Origin of the sequence: Thioclava sp. IC9 (assembly GCF_002213225.1) — a bacterium.
GTDB classification, from domain to species: Bacteria; Pseudomonadota; Alphaproteobacteria; order Rhodobacterales; family Rhodobacteraceae; genus Thioclava; species Thioclava nitratireducens.
This window is the reverse complement of the sequence record NZ_NBNX01000001.1, coordinates 211,482-226,044: the sequence shown is the minus strand read 5'-3', so window position 1 is coordinate 226,044 and position 14,563 is coordinate 211,482. Positions and strand designations below refer to the sequence as shown.

Below are 14,563 nucleotides of genomic sequence, written 5' to 3'. Positions count from 1 at the left end.
GCGCAAAGAAAAAGGGGCGCTCGATGCGCCCCTTCTCCTCAGTCCAGTTCGAGATGCGCGACCCCGTCGGAGCGCCGCCCGATCGAGCGCCCATCCGCGCCGATGGTCGCGCGCACGCGCCGCCGCATCGAGGAAAACGCAGCGCTTTCAACGACATCCACCGGCTCGTCCAGCGCAATTTCGATGTCGTAATGGGTCTCGCCCTTGCGCCGCAGCGCATGGACGCGGCCGCTCACCGGATGGCCCAGATAGCGCCCGCGCACCGCATCGCCCAAGGCATAGCCCTTCGCGTGTGCAGCCGGTTCGGCACGTCGCAGCGCCGCCACCATCGTGTTCCAGTCGGCATGACCCGCCGCCTGCGCGGTCAACTCATACGCCTTCGACAGCGCAACCGGATTGCCCGCCTGCGCCATCGCCTCGGCCAGACGGCGCGCCTGCGCCTTTACGTCTTTCACTGCATTTACAGTCATCGTTTCGTCTCCACGGGGATGATCCACCGCTTCGGGGCCCGCATTGCCGAAGAGCCCCCGAAAGTAAGGAGAGCGATCGTGAACCGGATTTCACCAAGGGAAACGCCCCGCGGGCGGCAGGCATCCGGCAGCCAAGGCCGAGAGATGGGCGGCGGGGGCGCATCTGTCAAGGGATGCAGCCTTACCCGGCGTCCGGCGATGCGAAAGCGCCATAGCAGACGCCCCGAATGCGAAAGGGGCGCCCGACCGGACGCCCCTTCCCATCACTGTCCCTCTCCCGTTCAGCAGGAGTAGTAGTACTTGTATTCCACCGGGTGGGGGGTGTGCTCGAACGCGTACACTTCTTCCCACTTCAGTGCGATGTAGCCCTCGATCTGGTCCTTGGTGAACACGTCACCGGCCAGCAGGAACTCGTGATCCTTCTCGAGCGTCTCGAGCGCTTCACGCAGCGAGGCGCAAACGGTCGGGATCGAGGCCAGTTCTTCCGGCGGCAGATCGTAGAGATCCTTGTCCGAGGACGGGCCCGGATCGATCTTGTTCTTGATGCCGTCGAGGCCGGCCATCAGCAGAGCCGAGAAGCACAGATAGGGGTTCGCCGACGGATCGGGGAAACGGGCTTCGACGCGCTTTGCCTTGGGGGATTCCGCCCACGGAATACGGACACAACCCGAGCGGTTGCGGGCCGAGTAGGCGCGCAGAACCGGAGCCTCGAAGCCCGGGATCAGACGCTTGTAGGAGTTGGTCGACGGGTTGGTGAAGGCGTTGAGCGACTTCGCGTGCTTCAGGATACCGCCGATGAACCACAGGGCTTCCTGCGACAGGTCAGCGTATTTGTCGCCTGCAAACAGCGGCTTGCCGTCTTTCCAGATCGACATGTTCACGTGCATGCCGGTGCCGTTGTCGCCGGTGATCGGCTTCGGCATGAAGGTCGCCGATTTGCCATAGGCGTGCGCCACGTTGTGGATGACGTACTTGTACTTCTGGATGTCGTCGGCCTGCTTGGTCAGCGTCCCGAAGATCAGGCCCAGCTCGTGCTGGCACGAGGCCACTTCGTGGTGGTGCTTGTCGACCTTCATGCCCATGCGCTTCATGGTCGAGAGCATTTCCGAACGCAGGTCCTGCGCGTCATCCACCGGGTTGACCGGGAAGTAGCCGCCCTTGACGCCCGGACGATGGCCCATGTTGCCCATCTCGTAATCGGTGTCGGTGTTCCACGCCGCGTCGATCGCGTCGACCTCGTAGGAGACCTTGTTCATCGAGACCGAGAACTTCACGTCGTCGAACAGGAAGAATTCCGCTTCCGGACCGAAGAAGGCCGTATCACCGATGCCCGAGGCAACGAGATAGGCTTCGGCCTTCTCAGCCGTGCCGCGCGGGTCGCGGGCATAGGGCTCGCCGGTGTCGGGCTCGACCACGGTGCAGTGCACGCACATGGTCTTCTCGGCGTAGAAGGGGTCGATATAGACCGAGGACGCGTCCGGGATCAGTTTCATGTCGGACTGATCGATCGACTTCCAGCCGGCGATCGAGGAGCCGTCGAACATGAAGCCTTCTTCGAAGAAATCTTCGTCCACTTCGGTATGCATCAGCGTCACGTGCTGCAGCTTGCCGCGCGGATCGGTGAAGCGCACGTCGACGTATTCGACGTCTTCGTCCTTCATCAGTTTGAGAGCGTCCTTGATGCTCATGTCACATTACCCTTTCGTTGAGCTTGGGTTGTCCCTGGACCCGCAACGGGGTCCGCCGGGAATGCCGGAGGTTACAGCGCGTCGTCGCCCGACTCGCCGGTGCGGATACGGATCGCCTGCTCCATCGGAGAGACGAAGATCTTGCCGTCGCCGATCTTCTCGGTGCGCGCGGCGTTCGTGATCGCCTCGATGGCGGCGTCGACGAGATCGTCGGGCAGCACCATCTCGATCTTCACCTTGGGCAGGAAATCCACGACATATTCGGCGCCGCGATAAAGCTCGGTATGGCCCTTCTGGCGTCCGAACCCTTTCACCTCGATCACCGAAAGGCCCTGAATCCCAACTTCCTGAAGCGCTTCCTTCACTTCATCGAGTTTGAAGGGCTTGATGATCGCCTCCACCTTTTTCATGCCGCCGACTCCTCCGTCAGGTCTTCGTTCCGACCCCCTCAGACCACTTTCCCAAAGCCCCCGCAATCGGCTAGGCTGGCGGAGCGCGGTTTTGAGGTCGGATATCCGAAAAGCGCGCCCGCAATTCGTGCAAGTAGCACAAAAATGCAGCAGTTTGAAAACGATTCCTTCGAAAACCCCGGGGACCATGCCTGAAATCCTGACCGCCAGCCAAATGCGCGAACACGAACAGACCGAGATCGCGCGCGGCGCGGTCACGGGGCTCGAGCTGATGGAGCGTGCCGGGGAAAGCGTCGTCACGGCGATTTTCTCGCGTTGGTCCGATCCGGGGCCTGCTCAGGCTGTGGTGCTGTGCGGGCCGGGCAATAATGGCGGCGACGGCTACGTGATCGCGCGCCTACTGGCCGCGCGCGGCTGGGGTATCGCCTGTTACGCCTATGGCGATCCGGCTCGTCTGCCCCCCGATGCGAAAGCCAATCACGACCGCTGGGCGCAGATCGGGGACGTGCTGCCATGGGACGATGCTGCGATCGAAGGCCGCATCGACGATATGGAGAGCGGGCTGGTGATCGACGCGCTGTTCGGCACCGGCCTGACCCGTCAGATGCCCGAGGACACGGCGAAGACATGGCGCGGGATCTATCCGCGGCGCTTTTCCAATCCCTCGGGACCGCGTCCGCATTTCATCGCCGTCGATATCCCCAGCGGCATTTCCTCGGATAGCGGGCGCAATCTCGGGGGGGCATTCCCTGCCGACCTGACGGTCAGTTTCCACCGCGCGAAATGCGGCCATTACCTCGATCCGTCCGACGGGCCCGACCGCCCCGGCGGTGGCGCCTCGATGCGCGGTGCGCTGGTGGTCGCCGATATCGGCCTGCCGCAGGATGCGATCCCCGCGGCTGCGCGGCTGATCGACCGCCCCTCGAATTTCCTGATGAAGCGGACGGGCCACAAGTTCAGCCACGGCCACGCGCTGGTCCTGTCGGGTGGCGCAGGCAAAGGCGGCGCTGCGCGGATGGCTGCGCGCGCGGCTCTGCGGATCGGCGCGGGGCTGGTAACGCTGGCCTGCCCGCCCAAGGCGCTGGCCGAGAACGCCGCCCATCTCGACGCGATCATGCTGAGCGCCCTGCCCGACGCCTTTAGCCTGCGCGGGATTCTGGGCGATGAGCGCCTCAACGCGCTCTGCCTCGGGCCCGGTCTGGGCATATCCCGCGCACAGGAGATGGTGCCGGCGGCGCTTTGGGGCAAACGCGCGACGGTGCTCGATGCCGATGCGCTCAGCGCCTTTTCCGACGACCCGAGCCTGCTCTTCGGCCAGCTCCACCAGGCCTGCGTGCTGACCCCGCATCCGGGCGAGTTCAAACGGCTCTTTCCAGATCTGGCCGAAAAGCTGTCAGGCGACGATCCGACCTATTCCAAACTGGACGCCACCCGCGAGGCGGCTGCGCGCGCGGGCTGCACGGTGCTGCTCAAAGGGGCGGACACCGCGATCGCGGCACCGGACGGGCGCGTGGCGCTGCATTCGGCGACGCAGGACCGTGCGGCCCCGTGGCTCGCGACGGCGGGCGCGGGCGATGTGCTGGCGGGGCTGATCGCGGGGCTGCTTGCGCGCGGGTTCCAACCGTTCGACGCCGCGACCACTGCGGCATGGCTTCATGTCGAGGCGGCACGCAGCTTCGGTCCGGGTCTGATCGCCGAAGACCTGCCCGAAGAACTCCCGAAAGTGTTGCGCGCCCTGATGGCGCGGGACGCTGACCGCGACTGAGCCGCGCCGTCGGGGGCACGCGGCGCGAAAGTTTCGGGCGGCGAAAGGCAGAGACCCCTCGCCGCCCGTTGCAGCTTATTGCGCCATCTGCTCGCGCGATTGGTTCTGGTTGCCGTTGCGCGCGCCCGGTGCCGTGTCCGTCGCATCCGCCGGAGCGGTGGCCGGGGCCGCCATGGCGGCTTCGGGAGTGTCGACTGCGTCGGTCCCAGCGGGCCCCGTCATCATATCGCACCCGGCCAGAGCGGCGGTCGCGCCCAGAATGATAAGCCAGTTCTTCATCCGTCTCTCCTTTTGTTGCAGTTCATCTAAGCTCCAATCCGCGGCGCGATTCCTTGATGTTGATCAACGTGCTAGGCGCAAAGCGCGAATTTCCTGCAACTTCGTGTGGAAAGACGCTGAAAAGGCTGGCGCAACACGGTTTTTCGCCCCCGCGGCCCTCGCATCCGAACCTCACCCCGACTAAGCTCTCCCCTGCGACAGGGAGACGAGACGCGATGAACGAACACTCGAAGTCCGGAAAGCGGATCGAGATAGAGGGCGTAGTGGCGCAGGGCAAATTGCAGCGCCTGCTGGACGCGCTGCCGCCGGAGCTGCGCACCGAGATGATACCGCTCTGGCAGAGTATCCGTTTCGCGCCGGGCGACGTGCTGATCGAGGATGGCGAAGTCGCAGACCGGATCGGCTTCGTCGCGGACGGGTTTCTCGCGATGTCGAAAACGCTCCAGGATCGGCATCGCCACATCATCGGGCTGATCACGCCGTCCGACATGTTCGGACGCGCCTTCAACGGCCCGTCGGGCTACCGGATCGAGGCGCTCAGCGATGGCGCGGTCCTGACCTGCGACCGGCAGAAATTCGAAGCGATCCTCGCGCGTTCGCACGCGGCGGAGCGGCTGTTCCTGCTGAGCATCCTCGACGAGCTCGACGCGGCGCGCGAATGGGTGATGGTGCTCGGCAGTTCGAAAGTCGTCGAGCGTCTCGCCTCGCTCCTGATCATCCTGAGCCGCCACAAATACCGCACTCTCGAAAGCTGCGCGCAGGACAACATCAGGCTCGGCCTGCATATCCATATCAAGCGGGTCGATATCGCCCATTTGCTGGGCACCTCGCCGGAATCGCTGAGCCGGGCGTTTCATCAGCTCGAACGCGAGGGCGCGATCCGGATCGTTACACCCTACGATATCGAGATCTCGAATCTCGGAACGCTCGTCGATATTTCCGGCAATTCGCTGGAGATGCGCGACGCCTGAGCGCACTCAGCTCGCCAGAAGCTCCTCCAGCCCCGCGGCCAGCGCGTCGAGATCGTTGAGCCGGAACTGGCGGGTGTTCAGGATGTCGATCAGCCCGTCCTTCTGGAACTGGTGCAGAGACCGGCTGACGGTCTCCTGCGTCGTGGCGAGCAGATCGGCGATGTCCTGACGCGGCAGCAGCATGGTCAAGACGCCGCCGCCATCGGGCAAGGCCTGCCAAGGCATGATATGGCGCGACAGCAGAAGCAGCGCGCGCAGCCGCGCCGCCGGCGCGAAGGCGCCGAGAAGCCAACTCAACCGCCGCGCCTTCTCGACCCAGCTTTCCGCCTGACGGCACAGCGCCCGGCGCAGTTCGGGCTCCTGATCGATGAGCTGCGCGAAAGTCGCGGCTTCGAAGAGACACAGATCCGTATCGATCACCGCTTCGATCGCGGTGTCCCGATGGCCGTTGAGAAGCTGGCCGATGCTATCGCCCGGGCTGACCAGACCGGTGATCTTGCGCCGCCCGGCGAGCGAATGACTCTGCATCCGCAGCATGCCGCGCTGCACCAGCGCGATGTGCTCGCAGCTGACGTCTTCTTCGCAGAGCCGCTCATTGGCCGCGCAGGAAATCTTGCGCGCCCGTTCGGCGACCCTCGCCAGAGCACGATCCGATAGGGATCCGCAGACGCCTTGGTTGCGAGCGGTGCAACCCGCGCAATGCAAGATCGCCTCTGCATTTCGCAAAGGTGCCGTCATCGCAATCTCCAAAAGGGTTTACCCACACTCTTCGCAGCCACGCTGCGCACTCGTCCTCTGGTGCACGATCGAGCTAAGCAAATGACATACGCCCCTGTCAACACACGCGCTTGATCGTGAGCGGTAGCATCGAAATGCTACCACGAATGTGACGGCGAAGCGCATCACCCCCCTTGATACCGGCGGATATCGGTCGAAATCGCGTGCGGATCAGGCCTCGACGCCTGCGACCGCGGCGGCCATTTCCACGCCATCGACATAGATCACCTCGGGCGTCTCGAATTCCAGCACAAAGAGCCGCGCGCGACCTTGCCCCAGCGTGACATAATGCCCGTCGACGACCGATTGCGCAGGCAGAAGCGCCTCGCGCTTGCCGTAGATCACCTGCACCCGCCAGTCGCGCATCATCAACTGCGCGCCCTGTGCGATGATGAGCGGCGCGCCGGGGCGATCATGGCCAAGCGCGCCGGGCGAGATGCGGATCAGCGCGCCCACGTAATCGCCGGCCCGCAGCGCCTTGAGCCTGCAGGTCCCGCTACGGGTCACGATCCGGTCGCCGGGCTCGAGAAACTCCACGGGAATCGCTCCGTCCAGCGTGTAGACCCGTGCCCCGGCGGCGATCCCGGCGCTGAGATCCGGCTTCGGTTTGCGCATCTCCAAAGGCGAGGTGCGCGCTGCCACCTCCGGACCGGCCGGGCCCGGCAGAGCGTGACGCGGATTGGATTCGATGATCTGGCGGAGCATGGCCATGCCATTCCCCCGCCGTGGTGCCTGTCCCATGGCGATACCTGCTCTTGCCCACTCGTAACCTCGGCCTCTGGCGTGCCGTTGCGTAAAGCCTAACTCTCACCAACGCGTTAAGACGAGCAAAATCGCATCTTCCTCTTTCCGTACCCGCAAGCTGTTGCTATTACGCCCCTGATGCGGGTGTGGCGGAACTGGTAGACGCACCAGATTTAGGTTCTGGCGCCTTTGGCGTGGGGGTTCGAGTCCCTTCACCCGCACCACTCCCAACCTCCGGAATTTCCTACCATACCCTCGCCTTCTCCCGCGTGTACGCTAGTTTAAGATGGCTGCGCGGGCCGAATTGCCCCCGCTTGGATGACCGAATGCGTGGGAGAGGTGATGGTCGAAAGCCCGCAAACACCGCCTCGGCGGCCAGTCGAAGACACGTCGCCGGGCTCGGGTTCGCAGACATCCCTTCCCATCCGCTGGCTCACCCGCGACACGATCGCCACCGATCCGAATTTCTTCGCCGCGCAGCAGGCGGTGGCGGCAATGCTGCTCGACGTGCAGGCTCAGACACCGCGGATCGCGCGCCACATGGCTTCGCATCGGCGCTGGCTCGTGAGCCAGACCAGTTTCGCGCTGGCGATGAGGGCGAAGATGGAGCCCGGCGCGCCGGAACTGACGCCGGGACGGCTTCTCGCGGCGCTGACGCCTCATGTCGAGATCAACCGCAAGACGCTGAGCCAGTATCTGGGCGAGATGGAGGCGCATGGGCTGCTCGCCCCGCCCGGCGAGTACAAAGGCGACGGGCGGCTGCGCCCGGTGACCACCACGCCCCTGGCAGAGCAAGGGATGCGGCGTTGGTGCGAGGGCCACCTGCATTGTCTCGATATCCTCGATGGCGGCGCGCGGCTGGACGCGGCCCGGCGCGACCCCGACCTCGCCTTCGCGATGCAGCGGCAGATGGTCGAGATCATCCGGGTCGATCCCGAATGGCACGCCCCGCCCGCGGCGATGGCGCATTTCCTCGGCTCCGACACGGGCGGGATGATGCTGCATGCGCTCACGCGGATGCTGCGCGATCTGCGCGAAACGGATGGACGCATCTATCTCGAACGGGTCAGCATCGCCGATTTCGCCGCGCAGTTCCTGATCTCGGTCTCGAAGATCAAGCGCATGGTCCAGAAAGCCGAAGAGGCGGGCAACCTGGGATGGGAAGAGCCGCGCCGACGCGGCAGGCTCTGGCTCTCGCCCGATTTCATCCGCGCCCACTTCCGCCGGCAGGCGGTGAAGTTCGAAGCGGTCGAGCGCGCCTATCGCGCTGTCGCGTGAAAGTCACAGGCGGGTTGCGCGGGCGGGTGACGGGCGATCTGTCCGAAAATGACCGCTGAATTTCAAACACTTCTCGGTTAGGCTTACCTCTCGGGAAGATCGTGGCATTCTCGCTTCGGATCCGCGAACAAGGGGGCGGATCCTCCGAAGCGGCGGAAGATCACGACGGCGCGCCGGTTTGGCGCAATCCCGGTTTCGCGGCCGGAGCGACTTCGTGGGGTGGTGCGCCCCGGCCGCAGCTTTCCGAGCCCGCGCGCACCAGACGTTCATCGCATCGCCCGCCGCGCCAACCGCTGCACCTTCCTCCGTCGCGTCAGCGCCCCCCTGCCCGCTCCCTATCCCGGGTTCCCGCCCTCGCCCACGCGTACACCCTGCCCGGGCGTCATTTCACCGCTCGCAGGCCGCTCTGCGGCCCCTTTTCGCCTTGCCACCATGGCTGAGGCTCAATAGAAGGACGCCTGAAATTCGAGAACCGGCCGCGATCCGCGCGGCGCCCAGAGACAAAGGACAAACCATGCAGGTCACCGAGACCCAGAACGACGGCCTCAAGCGCGGCTACGAGATCACCATCACCGCCAAGGAACTCGACGAGAAGGTCACCGCGAAGCTTTCCGAAGCGCAGCCCGAGATCGAGATGAAGGGCTTCCGCAAGGGTAAGGTGCCGATGGCGATGCTGCGCAAGCAATTCGGCCCGCGCATCCTCGGCGAAGCGATGCAGGAATCGGTCGACGGCGCGATGAGCGAGCATTTCGACAAGACCGGCGACCGCCCCGCGATGCAGCCGAAGATCGAGATGAAAGACGGCGAGAACTGGAAAGAGGGTGACGACGTGGTCGTGACCGTCGAGTACGAAGCGCTGCCCGACATCCCGGACGTCGATCTTTCGGGCGTCAAGCTCGAGCGTCTGGTCGTGAAGGCCAACGAAGGTGAAGTGAACGAAGCGCTGGAAAGCCTCGCGGCAACCGCGAAGAACTTCGAAGCCAAGGACGGCAAGGCCGAGAACGGCGATCAGGTCGTGATCGACTTCGAAGGCTTCGTCGACGGTGAAGCGTTCGAAGGCGGCAAGGGCGAAGGCTACCCGCTGGAGCTCGGCTCGGGCTCGTTCATCCCCGGCTTCGAGGAGCAACTCGTTGGCGCGAAAGCCGGTGACGACGTCGAAGTGACCGTGAAATTCCCCGAGGAATACGGTGCGGAGCATCTCGCGGGCAAGGAAGCGCTGTTCAAGTGCAAGGTCCACGAAGTGAAGGCGCCGAAGGCTGCCGAGATCGACGACGAGATGGCCAAGCAGTTCGGTGCCGAAGACCTCGCCGCGCTGAAAGCGCAAGTCGCCGAGCGTCTCGAAGCCGAGTACCAGGGCGCCGCACGTCAGGTGATGAAGCGCGGCCTGCTCGACCAGCTCGACGATCAGGTGAAGTTCGACCTGCCCCCCTCGCTCGTGGAAGCCGAGGCCAAGCAGATCGCGCACCAGCTCTATCACGAAGAGAACCCGGACGATCACGGCCATGACCACGGCGAGATCGAGACCACCGAGGAGCACACCACCCTCGCCGAGCGCCGCGTGCGTCTTGGCCTGCTGCTCGCCGAAATCGGTCGCAAGCAGGAGATCGAGGTCTCCGACGCCGAGATGACGCAGGCGATCATGAACCAGGCACGTCAGTACCCGGGTCAGGAGCGCGCCTTCTTCGAATTCGTGCAGCAGAACCCGCAGATGCAGCAGCAGCTGCGCGCGCCGATCTTCGAAGACAAGGTCGTCGATTACATTGCCGGTGAAGCCAAGGTGGACGACAAGGAAGTCACCAAGGAAGAGCTGCAGAAAGAGATCGAGAAGCTCGACGAGCTGTGATCTCCGGGCGCTCAGCCCAAAATTAGCGAAGGCCGCCTTTCGGGGCGGCCTTTTGCGTTTCCGGGCGTGGACCGGCGCGGAGCGCGGTCGCGCCGCGTCACTCTGCGCCCGGCACCTTCAGGAATTTGGCGTTCGGAATCAGCGAGGGCAGCCCGGTCGCGGTCGCCACGTCGCGCAGGGTCTGCGCGGCCCGGTCGACCTGCAGGGACGCCGTGCGTTCCGCCGCCGGGTTGCCGGGTTCGATCCGGTCATGGATCGCGCTGCGCAGTACCTCGCCCACCGAGGCAAGCCGGTCGCGCGCGCCCTCGGGATCGTGCAGGTACAAAAGCCCGCCGGTCACGAGGATCGTGTGGGTCAGCGCGAAGTGCAGGATCGAAAACAGCCGCATCTCGGGGCCTCTTCAGGTTGCTTGCCCTCCGAGGATTCCCTGCAAAAGCGGCGAATTTTGGGCCTGCTTCAGGCCAGCCGCGCTCAGCGTTTGCGCGAGGGCGCGGGCGCCACGGCATCGGCCACTGCCGCGTTGCGCGCGCCCAAGGGAAGCGGCGCGCCAATGGTGCTGTCCTTCGCCGTCTGATGCTCTGCCTCGGAGTTGATCTCCGCGCCCACCAACACCGCCGTCGTCGAAAGCCAGATCCACATCATCAGCACCACCACCGCGCCGATCGAGCCATAGGTGCTCGAGTAATTCGCGAAGTTCGAGGTGTAGAAGGAGAACGCCGCCGAGACGATCAGCAGGAGCAGCGAGGCAACGATCGCCCCCGGGACGACCCAGATCCAGCGCGGCGCGTTGCGCGCGGGTGCGTAGCGATAGAGAAGCATCAGCATCCCCATCAGCACCAGTGCCATCACCGGCCAACGTCCCCAGCGCAGCACCGCGTCGAAGGCGCCGCCCAGCGGGATGAAATCCAGCGCGACCGGCAGCACCGCCGCCACGAGGATCAGCGCACAGACCATCACGACCCCGGTAATCGTCATGCCCAGCCCGAAGAGATTGAGCTGCACGAAGCTCCGCCGCTCCCTCTCGCCATAAGCCACGTTGAGCGCCCCGATGATCGCCTTCACACCGCCATTGGCCGACCAGAGTGCCAGCAGAATGCCGAAGATCGAAGCGAGACCGAGTGCGTTGGAACTCGACCCGATCAACTGCTCGAGTTGGGTGCGGATCAGGCTCAGCGCCTCGGGCGGTACGACGTTCTTCAGCGCGTCAAGATCCTGCAGCATGGTCTGGCGGTCCGCGAAAATGCCGTAGATCGAGACGGTTGCGGTCAAGGCCGGGAACAGCGCGAGCAGCGCGTAGAAGGTCACGCCCGCCGCCACGGCCAGCACGCGATCCTCGTCGATCTGGCCATAGGCGCGCGCGGCGATGGCCTTCCAGCCTGCGCGGGGGATTGCGAAGGGGCTTTCTGCCTGACGTCCTAGCGCGCGATCGGCGGGCCGGTCGTAGCGGTCGGTGCGGGTGGCGGGAATATGCCGCGCACTGCGGCCTTCGGTCGGGCCGTGGATCGCGGCCTGCCGATCCTCCTGATAACGCCGCCACATGAGGTAGGCGCCGAAGCCCAGAAGCCCCGCCTGAACGAGCCTGTCGCGTGTGCTGGATGTCGCGTCGCGTGGGCTTCGCCCCGGTCGTTTCGTCATGTGCGTCCCCTGTTTTCAAAGCTCTGGAGGCTATTTAGGGGCCAACGCCGGATTGCGGTACGCGGTTCCGGGATCTGCGCCGCGCGTCTCGGCCCGAATATGTCTTTAGACATAATTCGCTGAACCATCTGCACAGGCAAGCATGAAAAAACCGCGCCCCGGAAGGCGCGGTTCTCTGTCTTTCGACTGAAGGGTCTAAGCGACCGATCAGGCGTTGTTGTCGTCTTCGGCCGACTCCGGGGTGGCAACGGGGCCGCCCTCGTCGTCGTCGGAGGTCGCACCGCCGATATCGTCGAACAGTTCGGCGATCTCGAATTCGGCCGCAGCCTCTTCCTCGGCCGCCACGTCCTGGATCGACTTGCCCGACGCCTGCAGTTCGGCCTCTTCGGGCGAACGTGCGACGTTGAGCTTGATCTCGGCGACGACTTCGGGGTGCAGGTGCACTTCGACGTCATGCAGGCCGAGAACCTTGATCGGCTGGCGGATGATGACCTGCTTGCGGTCGACCGAGAAGCCCTGCTCGGAGGCGATGTTCGCCGCGTCACGGGTGGTGACCGAACCGTAGAGGTTGCCGCCGTCCGAGGCCGAACGGATCACGACGAAGGTCTCGCCATCGAGCTTCGACGCCAGAGCTTCGGCTTCTTTCTTGGTTTCGAGGTTGCGTGCCTCGAGCTGGGCCTTGCGCTCTTCGAAAGCTTTGATGTTGCCTTCGTTGGCGCGCAGCGCCTTGCCCTGCGGCAGCAGGTAGTTGCGGCCGAAGCCGTCCTTGACGGTGACGACGTCACCCATCTGGCCGAGCTTGGCCACGCGTTCGAGAAGGATCACTTCCATCGGTCGGTCTCCTTATTTCACGGCGTAGGGGAGCAGGGCGAGGAAACGGGCGCGCTTGATTGCGCGGGCCAGTTCACGCTGCTTCTTCGCCGAGACGGCGGTGATGCGGGCGGGGACGATCTTGCCGCGCTCAGAGATGTAGCGCTGCAGAAGACGGGTGTCCTTGTAGTCGATCTTCGGCGCGTTCTCACCCGAGAACGGGCAGACCTTGCGACGGCGGAAAAACGGTTTTGCCATGGTGTCTACTCCTGTCTACCGATCAACGGCGCTCGCGACGGTTGTCGCGCTCGTCGCGTTTCTGCATCTGGACCGAGGGGCCCTCTTCGTGCTCGTCAACCTTGATGGTCATGACGCGCATCACGTCGTCGTGCAGACGGGCCAGACGCTCCATTTCCTGCACGGCGGCCGACGGGGCGTCGGTGCGCAGGTAGGCGTAGTGACCCTTGCGGTTCTTGTTGATCTTGTAGGCCATGGTCTTCACGCCCCAGTACTCGGAATCGACGACTTTGCCGCCGTTGTCCGACAGGACCGTGGAGAAATGTTCGACAAGGCCTTCGGCCTGCGCGTTGGACAGATCCTGACGCGCGATGAGGACATGCTCGTAAAGCGGCATGCGAACTCCTGTATTTCGAGGCGGCTTCAACGTTGGGCGATGATACTTCCGCATCCCAACACGAGAGGCTCCGCCGGTTCATAGCAAACGCGGAAGATGCGGCCTTATACGGGATGGGCGCAGGGATGCAAGGAAAAATCCGGGGGCCTGCGGGGCGCATTTGCGCCCTGCCCTGCCCGGCTCAGTCCAGCTCACCCGCGGCGAGGATGGGACCGGGCAGCGGGCCATGTTCGCTCGCCAGGGATTCCTGAACGATCACCACGGCGGGCGCGTCCCCGTCGACATCGACCGAGAGCGTAACCGGCTTGCGCCCGTCCCATTCGGCGATTTCGGTCAGGCTGGTGACGATGTTCTTGTAGGTCACCGTGCGCCCGGCATTCTCGCCGCGCAGGATGTCGACCGTGGCGGAAGGCTTGTAGCGCACGAGCTGCACCATTGCGGGCGTCTCCAGCGCGTCGACCGGGGTCAGCTCGATCTCGTAATGATCGCCCTCACCGGTGATCTTCAGATCGACCTCGGGATGGACATCGGTCTCGCGCAGGATCGCATTGTTGAGCGCCGCTTTCTGCGGTCCGACCAGCGTCTCGCGGCCGGCGATGATCATCTGCGGCGTGTAGACCGTGCGCTCACCGGCGGCGATCGCATAGGATTTCTGGCGCGCGGAGAATTCCGGCTTTCCGAAGGGATCCTTCCAGCCGAGGTAGTCCCAGTAGTCGACATGCAACGCCAGCGCGATCACGTCGTCGCGGTCGGCAAGCTCCTTGAGAAGCGCGTCCGCCGGCGGGCAGGACGAACACCCCTGCGAGGTATAAAGCTCGACCACGACGGGGTTTTTCTCCTCGTCGTCATTCGGGTCGGGATTCGCGGGCGCAGCCTTGGCGGAGGGCTCGGATTTGGCAGGCGCCATCTGATCGAGCAGCGCCCCGGACGCATCGAGACGCATCCCAGGCGGCGCATCTGCCGCCCCTTGCGCACAAGCGATTACCGCGGAGCTGACCAGCCCCACGGCACATGCAGCTCCGATCGCGGTCAAACGTCCTGCGCGCACTCGAAAAATTCTCCTCAATTCGCCGTCTTTATACTTAGCGTTTCTGCTCTGGCCATGCCTAATCAATGTTTTGAGAGTTTTCTTTCTGTCCGAACGCGCAAAACGATATAAATCAAACGTATCCGGCTCGGGATTGGATCAAAGTGACGCGAGGTCGCCTGAGAGGCCGCTTTTGTGTGCAACGGTATACAAAAAATGGTCCGACCCTCTT

Annotated in this window: 16 protein-coding genes and 1 tRNA gene; 5 read left to right on the top strand and 12 right to left on the bottom strand. The window is 64.4% G+C overall.

The annotated features are described in order from the left end of the window. Positions 1–38: 38 nt before the first annotated feature. The 3 genes from B6V76_RS00995 to B6V76_RS00985 form a co-directional block, all read right to left on the bottom strand. The gene (locus B6V76_RS00995) at positions 39–470 is read right to left on the bottom strand and encodes a glyoxalase superfamily protein (RefSeq protein WP_075775039.1); all 432 of its coding nucleotides are present in this window, start codon (positions 468–470) and stop codon (positions 39–41) included. A gap of 281 nt (positions 471–751) precedes the next feature. Beyond that, the gene (gene glnA, locus B6V76_RS00990) at positions 752–2,158 is read right to left on the bottom strand and encodes a type I glutamate--ammonia ligase (RefSeq protein WP_075775040.1); all 1,407 of its coding nucleotides are present in this window, start codon (positions 2,156–2,158) and stop codon (positions 752–754) included. A gap of 71 nt (positions 2,159–2,229) precedes the next feature. Then, complete coding sequence (locus B6V76_RS00985) at positions 2,230–2,568, bottom strand: P-II family nitrogen regulator (RefSeq protein WP_075775041.1); 339 nt, start codon at positions 2,566–2,568, stop codon at positions 2,230–2,232. A 187-nt stretch (positions 2,569–2,755) separates the two neighbouring features. On the opposite strand from B6V76_RS00985, the gene B6V76_RS00980 reads away from it, so the two are divergent. Then, positions 2,756–4,333 (top strand): NAD(P)H-hydrate dehydratase, encoded by a 1,578-nt coding sequence (locus B6V76_RS00980; RefSeq protein WP_088726441.1) that lies wholly within the window; start codon positions 2,756–2,758, stop codon positions 4,331–4,333. 75 nt (positions 4,334–4,408) lie between these two features. On the opposite strand, the gene B6V76_RS00975 is transcribed toward B6V76_RS00980, so the two are convergent. Beyond that, on the bottom strand, positions 4,409–4,612 hold the full coding sequence (locus B6V76_RS00975) for a hypothetical protein (protein ID WP_088718460.1): 204 nt from the start codon (positions 4,610–4,612) through the stop codon (positions 4,409–4,411). A 215-nt stretch (positions 4,613–4,827) separates the two neighbouring features. Here B6V76_RS00975 and B6V76_RS00970 point away from each other — a divergent pair, with 215 nt between their 5' ends. After that, a complete protein-coding gene (locus B6V76_RS00970) occupies positions 4,828–5,583 on the top strand; it encodes a Crp/Fnr family transcriptional regulator (protein WP_166504509.1) in 756 nt (251 codons plus the stop codon). Between the two features lie 6 nt (positions 5,584–5,589). Here the strand turns inward: B6V76_RS00970 and B6V76_RS00965 are convergent, their stop codons facing one another. Together B6V76_RS00965 and B6V76_RS00960 are read right to left on the bottom strand one after the other, a co-directional pair. Then, the gene (locus tag B6V76_RS00965) at positions 5,590–6,321 is read right to left on the bottom strand and encodes a Crp/Fnr family transcriptional regulator (protein WP_088718458.1); all 732 of its coding nucleotides are present in this window, start codon (positions 6,319–6,321) and stop codon (positions 5,590–5,592) included. Between the two features lie 210 nt (positions 6,322–6,531). Then, positions 6,532–7,071, bottom strand: coding sequence for a Hint domain-containing protein (locus tag B6V76_RS00960; protein WP_157771585.1), 540 nt, complete (start codon positions 7,069–7,071; stop codon positions 6,532–6,534). A gap of 173 nt (positions 7,072–7,244) precedes the next feature. Here B6V76_RS00960 and B6V76_RS00955 point away from each other — a divergent pair. The 3 genes from B6V76_RS00955 (at position 7,245) to tig (ending at position 10,225) form a co-directional block, all read left to right on the top strand. Then, positions 7,245–7,328, top strand: a tRNA-Leu gene (locus B6V76_RS00955). 118 nt (positions 7,329–7,446) lie between these two features. Next, positions 7,447–8,382, top strand: a complete 936-nt coding sequence (locus B6V76_RS00950; RefSeq protein ID WP_141104861.1) for a hypothetical protein — start codon at positions 7,447–7,449, stop codon at positions 8,380–8,382. 514 nt (positions 8,383–8,896) lie between these two features. Further along, complete coding sequence (gene tig / locus B6V76_RS00945; RefSeq protein ID WP_075775047.1) at positions 8,897–10,225, top strand: trigger factor; 1,329 nt, start codon at positions 8,897–8,899, stop codon at positions 10,223–10,225. 97 nt (positions 10,226–10,322) lie between these two features. Here the strand turns inward: tig and B6V76_RS00940 are convergent, their stop codons facing one another. The 6 genes from B6V76_RS00940 to B6V76_RS00915 all read right to left on the bottom strand — a co-directional run bounded on the left by B6V76_RS00940 (position 10,323) and on the right by B6V76_RS00915 (position 14,352). After that, positions 10,323–10,613 carry a hypothetical protein gene (locus tag B6V76_RS00940; protein ID WP_088723327.1) on the bottom strand — a complete coding sequence of 97 codons (291 nt, stop codon included), beginning with the start codon at positions 10,611–10,613 and terminating at the stop codon, positions 10,323–10,325. An 83-nt stretch (positions 10,614–10,696) separates the two neighbouring features. Beyond that, entirely contained in the window at positions 10,697–11,860 is a 1,164-nt protein-coding gene (locus B6V76_RS00935) for a YihY/virulence factor BrkB family protein (RefSeq protein ID WP_077701246.1), read from the bottom strand. Positions 11,861–12,067: 207 nt separating this feature from the next. Beyond that, the gene (gene rplI / locus B6V76_RS00930) at positions 12,068–12,691 is read right to left on the bottom strand and encodes a 50S ribosomal protein L9 (RefSeq protein ID WP_075775049.1); all 624 of its coding nucleotides are present in this window, start codon (positions 12,689–12,691) and stop codon (positions 12,068–12,070) included. Between the two features lie 12 nt (positions 12,692–12,703). Beyond that, complete coding sequence (rpsR, locus tag B6V76_RS00925; protein ID WP_038073027.1) at positions 12,704–12,928, bottom strand: 30S ribosomal protein S18; 225 nt, start codon at positions 12,926–12,928, stop codon at positions 12,704–12,706. A gap of 22 nt (positions 12,929–12,950) precedes the next feature. Next, on the bottom strand, positions 12,951–13,304 hold the full coding sequence (rpsF, locus tag B6V76_RS00920) for a 30S ribosomal protein S6 (protein WP_075775050.1): 354 nt from the start codon (positions 13,302–13,304) through the stop codon (positions 12,951–12,953). A 181-nt stretch (positions 13,305–13,485) separates the two neighbouring features. Then, positions 13,486–14,352, bottom strand: coding sequence for a DUF1223 domain-containing protein (locus B6V76_RS00915; protein ID WP_240497781.1), 867 nt, complete (start codon positions 14,350–14,352; stop codon positions 13,486–13,488). Positions 14,353–14,563: the final 211 nt, after the last annotated feature.

Excerpts from the sequence above, each read along its gene's own strand:
- B6V76_RS00995 (WP_075775039.1), bottom strand. The coding sequence starts at position 470 with ATGACTGTAAATGCAGTGAAAGACGTAAAGGCGCAGGCGCGCCGTCTG.
- glnA (WP_075775040.1), bottom strand. The coding sequence starts at position 2,158 with ATGAGCATCAAGGACGCTCTCAAACTGATGAAGGACGAAGACGTCGAA.
- B6V76_RS00985 (WP_075775041.1), bottom strand. The coding sequence starts at position 2,568 with ATGAAAAAGGTGGAGGCGATCATCAAGCCCTTCAAACTCGATGAAGTG.
- B6V76_RS00980 (WP_088726441.1), top strand. The coding sequence starts at position 2,756 with ATGCCTGAAATCCTGACCGCCAGCCAAATGCGCGAACACGAACAGACC.
- B6V76_RS00975 (WP_088718460.1), bottom strand. The coding sequence starts at position 4,612 with ATGAAGAACTGGCTTATCATTCTGGGCGCGACCGCCGCTCTGGCCGGG.
- B6V76_RS00970 (WP_166504509.1), top strand. The coding sequence starts at position 4,828 with ATGAACGAACACTCGAAGTCCGGAAAGCGGATCGAGATAGAGGGCGTA.
- B6V76_RS00965 (WP_088718458.1), bottom strand. The coding sequence starts at position 6,321 with ATGACGGCACCTTTGCGAAATGCAGAGGCGATCTTGCATTGCGCGGGT.
- B6V76_RS00960 (WP_157771585.1), bottom strand. The coding sequence starts at position 7,071 with ATGGCCATGCTCCGCCAGATCATCGAATCCAATCCGCGTCACGCTCTG.
- B6V76_RS00950 (WP_141104861.1), top strand. The coding sequence starts at position 7,447 with ATGGTCGAAAGCCCGCAAACACCGCCTCGGCGGCCAGTCGAAGACACG.
- tig (WP_075775047.1), top strand. The coding sequence starts at position 8,897 with ATGCAGGTCACCGAGACCCAGAACGACGGCCTCAAGCGCGGCTACGAG.
- B6V76_RS00940 (WP_088723327.1), bottom strand. The coding sequence starts at position 10,613 with ATGCGGCTGTTTTCGATCCTGCACTTCGCGCTGACCCACACGATCCTC.
- B6V76_RS00935 (WP_077701246.1), bottom strand. The coding sequence starts at position 11,860 with ATGACGAAACGACCGGGGCGAAGCCCACGCGACGCGACATCCAGCACA.
- rplI (WP_075775049.1), bottom strand. The coding sequence starts at position 12,691 with ATGGAAGTGATCCTTCTCGAACGCGTGGCCAAGCTCGGCCAGATGGGT.
- rpsR (WP_038073027.1), bottom strand. The coding sequence starts at position 12,928 with ATGGCAAAACCGTTTTTCCGCCGTCGCAAGGTCTGCCCGTTCTCGGGT.
- rpsF (WP_075775050.1), bottom strand. The coding sequence starts at position 13,304 with ATGCCGCTTTACGAGCATGTCCTCATCGCGCGTCAGGATCTGTCCAAC.